Here is an 8,080-nt window from a genome sequence, read left to right on the forward strand (position 1 = left end):
GAACACGACAGCGGTACCGCTCGCCAGGTCCGCTGAAGAACCAGATCCGGGTACGGCAGCCTCCAGGCGCGCGAATGTGCCAGCCTCGCCGAAAGCACTATCGGCTTTGGCGATCAAGGACAGGGCGCGCCGGAATTCGTCCAGGTCCGCGGCGACGAAGCTGCAGCGGCAGCGGTAGTGGTGTCGCCGCTGGCTTAGTGTGTAGCTGATCGTGACAAGCTCGGCATTGCTAAAGTCGCCGCTGGCGCAATAATTGCTAAAGTCGCCGCTGGCGCAATAGTCAAGCAGATCGGTGGCCCTCTGGCGCAGCGCCCGCGAATTCTTGGCCGACAGCAGGAACAACTGCGCGACAGGCGGCCCGGCGTCAGCGGTTCCCCGCTGCGCGAGAAGCCCGTCCTCGGCCAGCACGATATGCGCATTCGTCCCGCTCATGCCGAACGCGCTGACGGCGCCGTGGCGGCGCCGGCCGGAGACCTTAGGCCAGGGCCGGTTCGCCGTGTTCACGAACAGCGGGGATGCCGACCAGTCGACATAGGCATTGGCGCGATCAAGATGCAGGCTGGCAGGAATGACCTGGTGCCGCAGCGCCTGGACCATCGCCACCACGCTGACCAGTCCGGACGCGGCGAAGCAGTGGCCAACATTGGTCTTGACCGATGTGATCGCGCAGGAAGCCACCTCGACCTGCGCTTCGAGCAACACCTCGGCCAGCGCGCCGGCCTCTATCGGATCACCCAGATCGGTGCCCGTGCCGTGGGTCAGCACATAGCCGATATCGCGGCAATCAATTCCGTAGCGGCGGTAGGTCTCCCGGATCAGCCGCGCCTGCGCTTTGCCGCTGGGCGAGGTAATGCCATTGGTCCTGCCGTCGCAGTTGACGCCGCGCGCCTCGATGATGGCCTCGATTCGATCCCCATCGGCGCGCGCCTGCGCCACCGGCTTGAGCACCACCGCCAGAACCGCCTCTCCAGGGACGATGCCATCGGCACTGTGGTCGAAAGCGCGGCATTTTCCCGAAGGGGACAGCATCCCCGCGGCAGACATGGCCAGATAGGGCTGCGGGGTGATGAGCACATTGACGCTGCCCACCAGTGCCACATCACAATCTCCGGCATCCAGGCTGTTGCAGGCCTGATGTAGTGCCACCAGCGACGATGAACAGGCCGTGTTCACGGTCATGACCGGCCCGCCCAGGTCGAGGAAATAGCTGACCCTCGACGCCAGCATGGCGTCATGGTCGGCGGTCAGGCTGCTTCCCGGCGGCGCCAGCGTGGCGGCGGCGAAATTCTCCGCGCCAACGAATATGCCCACCTGCTGCTTCTTGAGCTGGAGAGGCCCTATGCCGGCGTTCTCCAGCGCATGAAAGCTCTCCTGCAGCAGCAGGCGCTGGCGCGGATCCAGCACGCGCGCTTCGTTCGGCGACAGTTCGAAGAACGTCGCATCAAACTCGTCTATACCTTGCAGCGCGCCAAGCCAGCGGCCAACGGAACGCTGCGGCTCCGCGGGCGCAGGCGTGTAGTAGTCACGCCAGTCGAAGCGCGAAGGCGGAATCTCACGCACCAGACTCTGCCCTTCGAGGAGGGCGAGCCACAGTTCGTCGATCGATTGTGCCGAGGCCACCCGGCCGCTCATTCCGATGATCGCAATACCGCGCTGCGCTGCCTGCAGCGGCATGCCGACGGGCAGCTCCGTTGTGGGCGCACCGGCCACACGCAAGCGTCCTGCAAACGTGCGCATCAGGTAATCGGCCAGGTCGGCGATGGTGGGGTGGTTGTAGAAGACGACCGGCGTCAGCCCGCCGACGCCCAGGCCGGCCTCGATGTTCCGCGCGAAAATCTTCAGGCCGATGGAATCGAAGCCGACGTCGCTGAAATTGACGCGCAAGCCGAGCTTGTGCAGCGGCTGCTTCAGGTAATCCGCGGCAATCCGGCGCAACACCTCGCGCAGGTCTTCTTGCAGCGGCGCAGCGGCTGCGCCGGACACCGCATCGCGATCGGGCTCCGTGATGCCGAGCGAGGCACGCAGGTGGCGGACATTGCCAAAGAAGATCGCGCGGTTCACCCATCCTTCGCGAAGCGCGCGATCGAACAGGTCCATTCCCGCCGCGTCCGTCAGCGCTTGCTGGTGCGTCGCGCGCAGATAGCGCGACGTGGCTTCAGGAGCGGCCAGACCCATGCTGCCGGACGCCCACAACGGCCACAGCACGTTGATGAGCCGCGGCTCTCCGGCATCGGTGCTGCGGTTCGCCAGCGCATACTGATACCGGTTGGCAAAACCGTAGGCGCACGACCCGAAATCGCCAAGTAGCGCCGCGACCGACGAGAACAGGAATACGAACTCGCACTGCCGTTCCCGTGCCAGCCGCAGCACCACATCAGTGCCGTCGACCTTAGGCCGCACAATGGCGTCGAGGTCTGCCTCCTCCAGCTGCTGCAAGGGTCGCGGATCGTGCAGTCCTGCCGCATGGATCACACCGACGACACGGCCAAACTGCTCTTGTGCGCGATCAAAAACCTGAGCCATCGCCGGGATGCTGGCCACATCGGCGCTCACATAGCTTGCACGCGCGCCGAGCGCCTCCAGACTGCGGATCTGCTGCTCAATCGCCGCGTTTGTCGGGCGCCGGCCCACCAGTACCAGATTGGCCCGGCAGGTGCGCGCCAGATGGGCGGCGACAAGCGCGCCAATGCCGCCGCAGCCCCCCGTGATGACGCAAGTGCAGCCTTCAACCAGCCAGGATGATGACGCCGACGCTGCCGGACTGCCTGGCGCAATTTCTTCCAGGCGCGCGACATGCCGCAGCCCGCCGATGTAGCAGACGTTCTCGAGCACGGGCTGACAGAGTTCGTCCAGAACGAGATCCAGCTGCGTCTCGAAAGGAGCGGACGGCAGGCAGGCCACGGCGACCCGCAGCTGCGGCAACGACTGCCTTGCACCCAGCACCAGCGCATTCCACGCGTCGAACTGCGCCGCCGCGTGCGTGCTGCCGCTGCCGTCGCCGTTGGGCACGGCGAGCAACAGCGTCAGCGGGCGAGCCATGTCGCCGTCGCCCAGGCATTGCAGCAACCGCAGGATGAAACGCGAATCCGCTGCCGCTTGCGGCGATTCGATCGCCGGCAGATAAAGCAGGCAGGTATCGGCGCAGGCCTGCTCCAGCAGCCAGCGCCGCGCACCGACCCAGCCACCGTGCCCGCCGGCGGCGAACCTATTGAGATCGTCTTCGTCGCAAGCCATCGGCTCGCCGTCCGCCGCGGCTAGCACCACAAAGCTGATCGAGGTTCCGGGAGAGCGCAGCGCGATCCACGCGCGAACCCGCGCGCGATGCAGCGCGCTGTCGCACAGACAGATCACCCGCGCCGGCAATGCCGTGGGCAGAGGCACCGGTAGTGCTGTCGGCTGCCATGACTCGACCGCCAGAAGAACCTCGGCATCGACGACCGGACCGGCATGAAATGCCAGTTCCCCGGCCGGCAGCGCACCGCCCGAATGCCGGTCGTTGTCCAGCCAATGGCGCTCGCGCGCGAACGGATACGCGGGCAGCCGCACTTTGCGCGGCGGATGCGGATACAACGCCGTCCAGGGGATGTCCACACCACCGACCCACAGTCGCGCGACTTTTTCCACACCGCCGCGTGCCAGCAGGGACTGTATGAAATCCGGCGTCATCGCTTCGGCTAACAGGTCGTTGTCGACCGGACCGGCAGGCACGCGCGCGGAGATGAAATGGCGCAGGGTGTGTTCGGTACCGGCACGGCTGACGTCATCCAGCACCGAATCCAAGGTTTCGCAAAGCGCGTCAATGCCATCCACTACGCAGGCGAAGCGGCATTCAAATGCAGCCCTGCCGGCCTGCAGCGTGTAGGCGACTCCGTCCTGCGGCAGGGACGCCCTGCCGACGCGCGCGCGCACCGCCTCGCGCAGGTCGGACAGAGCCGCCATCAGCTGAACATGCGTTCGCGCCGACACGACGATGAGCCGGGAAATCGGCAGCAAAGCCGCTGGCGTCGACGGCGCCTGCTCGTACTGTTCGAGCACCACATGGGCGTTAGCACCGCCGAAGCCGAACGAGCTGACACCGGCTCTGACCGGCAGCGCCTTGCCGTTCGCGTCAGTGTGGACGCGCCAGGGCTGCAAGGCATGCACGACATACAGGGGACCCGACTCCAGTTTGAGATACTCATTGGCCGGTTCGCCATTGAGCGACGCTGGCACCAGCCCGTGGCGAAACGCCAGCAGCACCTTGATCAGCCCGGCGATACCCGCGGCCCCTTCAAGGTGGCCGATGTTCGTCTTGACCGAACCTAGACCGCAGCGCCGCTGCAGCAGTCGGGCATCGGTCGCCGCTGCATCTGCAAAGGCCATCTGGATGGCACTGACTTCCACCGGATCGCCCAGCGCTGTCGCCGTGCCATGAGCCTCCAGGTAACTGATGTCGGTGATTGGGAATCCGGCGCGCGCGTAGGCGCGCCGCAGCAGTTCCGCCTGAGAATGCGGGTTTGGCGCCGTCAACGATGAAGCGATGCCGCCGTGATTGGTCGCCGACGCGCGCACGAGACCAATGACCTGGTCCCCATCCCTCAAGGCCTCGTGCAGCGGCTTGAGCAGGACTAGTCCCGCACCTTCTCCACGCACATAACCGTCCGCGGTCTGCGAAAACGTCCGGCATTGGCCGGTGGGCGAAAGCATGCCGGCGCTGTGGAAGGACAGGCTGTTAGTTGGCGCGCAGAGGAAGTTCACGCCACCCGCCAGAGCCATGCTGCACTCGCCGTCACGCAAGCCAGCCAACGCCTCGTCAACCGCCACCAGCGCACTTGAACAGGCAGTGTCGAGCGCGATGCTGGGGCCGGTCAGGCCGAGGAAATACGATACGCGGTTGGCAAGAATCGATGCGAAGGTCGAGGTCGCCAACTGCGCTCCGCCCTCGGGAAAAGCCGCCGCGATTTTCTCGCGATACTCGAAGTGGCAGGCACCGATATACACGCCGATACGCCTGCCCTGCAGCGACTGCGGGTTGTAGCCGGCGCTCTCCAACGTCTGCCAGCTCAGCTCCAGGAGCACCCGTTGCTGCGGGTCCATGAGTTCGGCTTCACGCGGCGAGATACGAAAAAAATCCGCATCGAAACAGGCTGCGCTGTCGACCACACCAGCCTTGTGCACGCCGGCGAAATCGCGTCCGATCTCCAGACCCTGCGGCCAGCGCCAGCGCCACGCCGGAATGTCCTTGATCGCGCTACGCCCTTCGGCAAGCAGGGCCCAGTACTCATCCACGTTTTCCGCCGACGGGAAACGGCATTCCATACCGATGACCGCGATCAGCGAAGGGTCCACCACCGCGTCGGCGCTTTCAGCCGGCTGTGCAGCGGGTATGGCATCGGCCGCGGGCGCGATGTCCGTGCCCGCGGCATCGCGGGCGACCGCGTTAGCAATGCCGTCGATGGTCGGGTATTCAAAAAAGAAAGCAGGCGACATCGGATGGTCGAATTCTTTCGCCAGCGTCACACGTAGCTCCATGAGGTCCATGGAGTCCAGCCCCATTTCCATGAGTGGCTGGCGGATATCGATGCGATCGGTCGCGGCGATTCCGCGCAGCCGGCCGATGACGCGGCGAACGCCTTCGATCACCGTTTTTCTGTCCAGGCTGCGCGCGGGCGCGCTAGTCCCGACCGTAGCAGCGGCGACCGACATCGCCATGTCATCCACCCCGGACAGCGTGGCATCGTCGTATCCCGCCATCGACAGCAACTGCAGGTCGTAGTCGATGAGTACCCCGCAACCCAAGTTGTCGCTGTCCGACGGGCGGAAATTCTCGGCGATACGCAGGATCTTCGCGCCGTGGATCTGGTGGAACTGCAGTATTGGATCGACGAGACGCTGCTGTGCATCAAGCGTGCGGATGTATTCCTGCAACGGCATGTGCCGGTGACGGCCGTAATTCCTGCAGCGGGTGAATCCCGCCACGCGCTCCACGCCATTCTGCAGTTTGGCGCGGCACAGGGTGAACTGGAGCAGCTGCTGGCCCAGCCCCAAATGCTGCGCCGCAGGGTCGATCATCAGCGCCAGCAGGAGCCGCACTGGCCCGTTGTCCACACGCAGCGCGGGCAGTCCTTCGTAAGTGGCATTGTCCAGCTGCGACAGCGAGGCCACTCTCTGGCTATACACCACGCCGAGGATGTGGTCAGCGCCGTCGGTGGCGGTGTTGCCAATGATGACGCTGTTGCCGCCGGGGTCCGCTTCGATGCGCCGGCGCAATGCGGTTTCAGAACTGCGCATTTCTGGCGGCCAACAGGACTGCTCCAGCGCCAGCAACGCTGGCAGGTCGCCGGTTCGCGCCGCCCGCACGATGTAGGGCCGCTTGACCAGATGGTTCAGCGTGATACGGCTGAACGGCAGCAGGCGGGGGTAGTCCTGCAGTTTCGCCGGTCGCGGAAACAGACCGGCCTCGGCAAGCGCGCACAGGAAGGTATCCGCCTCAATCAGGTACTGGCGGGAAAAGCCGTGATAGGCATCGAAATGAAGGCTTTCGCATTCGTCCAGATGCTGCGCCAGCAACCACGGCTCGATGCAGTGCACCTCCAGTGCGATCAGTCCATGCCGATTGAGCACCGAAGCCCAGCGTCGCAGATGCTCCACGAAACTCTGCACGACCTCGGCCGCGGCGACCTCGCCGCCCTGGTCGTCCACATAGACACCCGAGTATAGGCGTCGGTCACGCAACACGGCGGCAGCGCCATCCTGCGGCGCAAGGTAGGGCCGGTCGTGATCGAGGAACGACCGGACATGCAGGATTGCGTCGTGATCAGCGATGCCCTGATGCTCGAGATCACGCAGCATCTGTTGCGGATCGTTGATGTCGCCGCGGATCGCCACATGGCCGATGCCTTCCAGCATCCGCGCGGTCTCCTCCAACGCCTCGGCATTGTAGTCAACCGCGATCAGTACCAGCGGGTAGCGCTCAAGCACACGTCCCCGGCGCGTCTTGTGCTCGACGCAGCGATAAATTCGCCGCAGCAGGCTACCGTCACCGCAGCCCATGTCCGCCACATAGCGCGGCTGCGCGGCGTAGTCGTCGTTGTCGAAGATCGAAACGATGACCCGTTCGAGATCGGCAAAGAATTTTTGGTGCTGGAATCCGCTGCCCTGCACATTGAGGCGCCGGTCCACGTGCGTCTCGTTGCCCGAGGCATCGCGCGCAAAGACCTGCGCGGCGTTGCCGCAAAGCAGTTCGCCCACGCGCGACAGCATCGGCTTGTACGATGCCAGCGCAGCGGCAGTACCGATGCGATCAAACAGGAAGGCGCCCGCCGCGGTGAGCGTCGGCGCGAGCCCAGGAGATTCTCCGCCGGGTTGCACGACCTCGATCCAGCCGTACCGTGCGAAAATCGCGCGCAGTTCCGCCGCACAGGCAAGACCGGCAAGGTCGAGGACGGCTGGCCGGCTGTTCCCAGCGGCCTCGCCACCCATTTCGCTCGCCGCGAGCGCCGTCTGCCCCTGCCCGCGCAGCCTCAGCCACAGCGGAATGACCCAGGCTCCGTCCAGCAGATCGAGCAGATATTCTCCGCCGTCGCGCCACTGTGCGCGGACTGCATCGACGACCGCGATCAAGCTGGGGGGGGTGGGATGCTGCAGGTACTCGTCGAAGGGAAAATTCAGCAATGGCTCCAGGCTTGCCGGACCGGCGCAAATGCGCCGTCCCAGAAGCGTCAGCTCAAGGCTGCCGTCAGGAGTGCACGCGATCCAGCGCAACGACTCGAACATCCGCAGCGCGACTTTGAGATGTCCTGGGTTTGCATGGACCGCAGCTGCCAGCCGGTCGAACGGCAAAGGAGCGTACTGATGCAGATACGAAAGGATGCCGCGTTTGCCGCATGCGTCGAGCACATGGACAACCACGAATCCGTGCGCATATCGATTGAGTACGTCCAACATAGACTGACCCGCTCCTGCTAGGACTTGGCGGCTTAGCGGCCGTATGACGGCCAGAAAATTTCAATACGGCAAAAATCAGTTCGCCCCCCCCCCCCCGCGCCCCGGACACTGCCGGGAATAGAGTGGGTAGCCGCGGGCCAGCCGCCCAACGACC

At 65.0% G+C, this 8,080-nt stretch carries 1 protein-coding gene (running past one end of the window); it reads right to left on the reverse strand.

The window, feature by feature from the left end:
* A protein-coding gene (locus tag RUU78_RS15915) for an SDR family NAD(P)-dependent oxidoreductase (protein WP_313918322.1) crosses the window boundary here: on the reverse strand, positions 1 to 7,653 show its 5' portion. It extends 19,980 nt beyond the left edge of the window; the window shows 7,653 of its 27,633 coding nt (coding positions 1-7,653); it begins with the start codon at positions 7,651 to 7,653; its stop codon lies off the left edge, out of view.
* Positions 7,654 to 8,080: the final 427 nt, after the last annotated feature.

This window comes from Tahibacter sp. (assembly GCF_032229445.1).
GTDB lineage: Bacteria > Pseudomonadota > Gammaproteobacteria > Xanthomonadales > Rhodanobacteraceae > Tahibacter.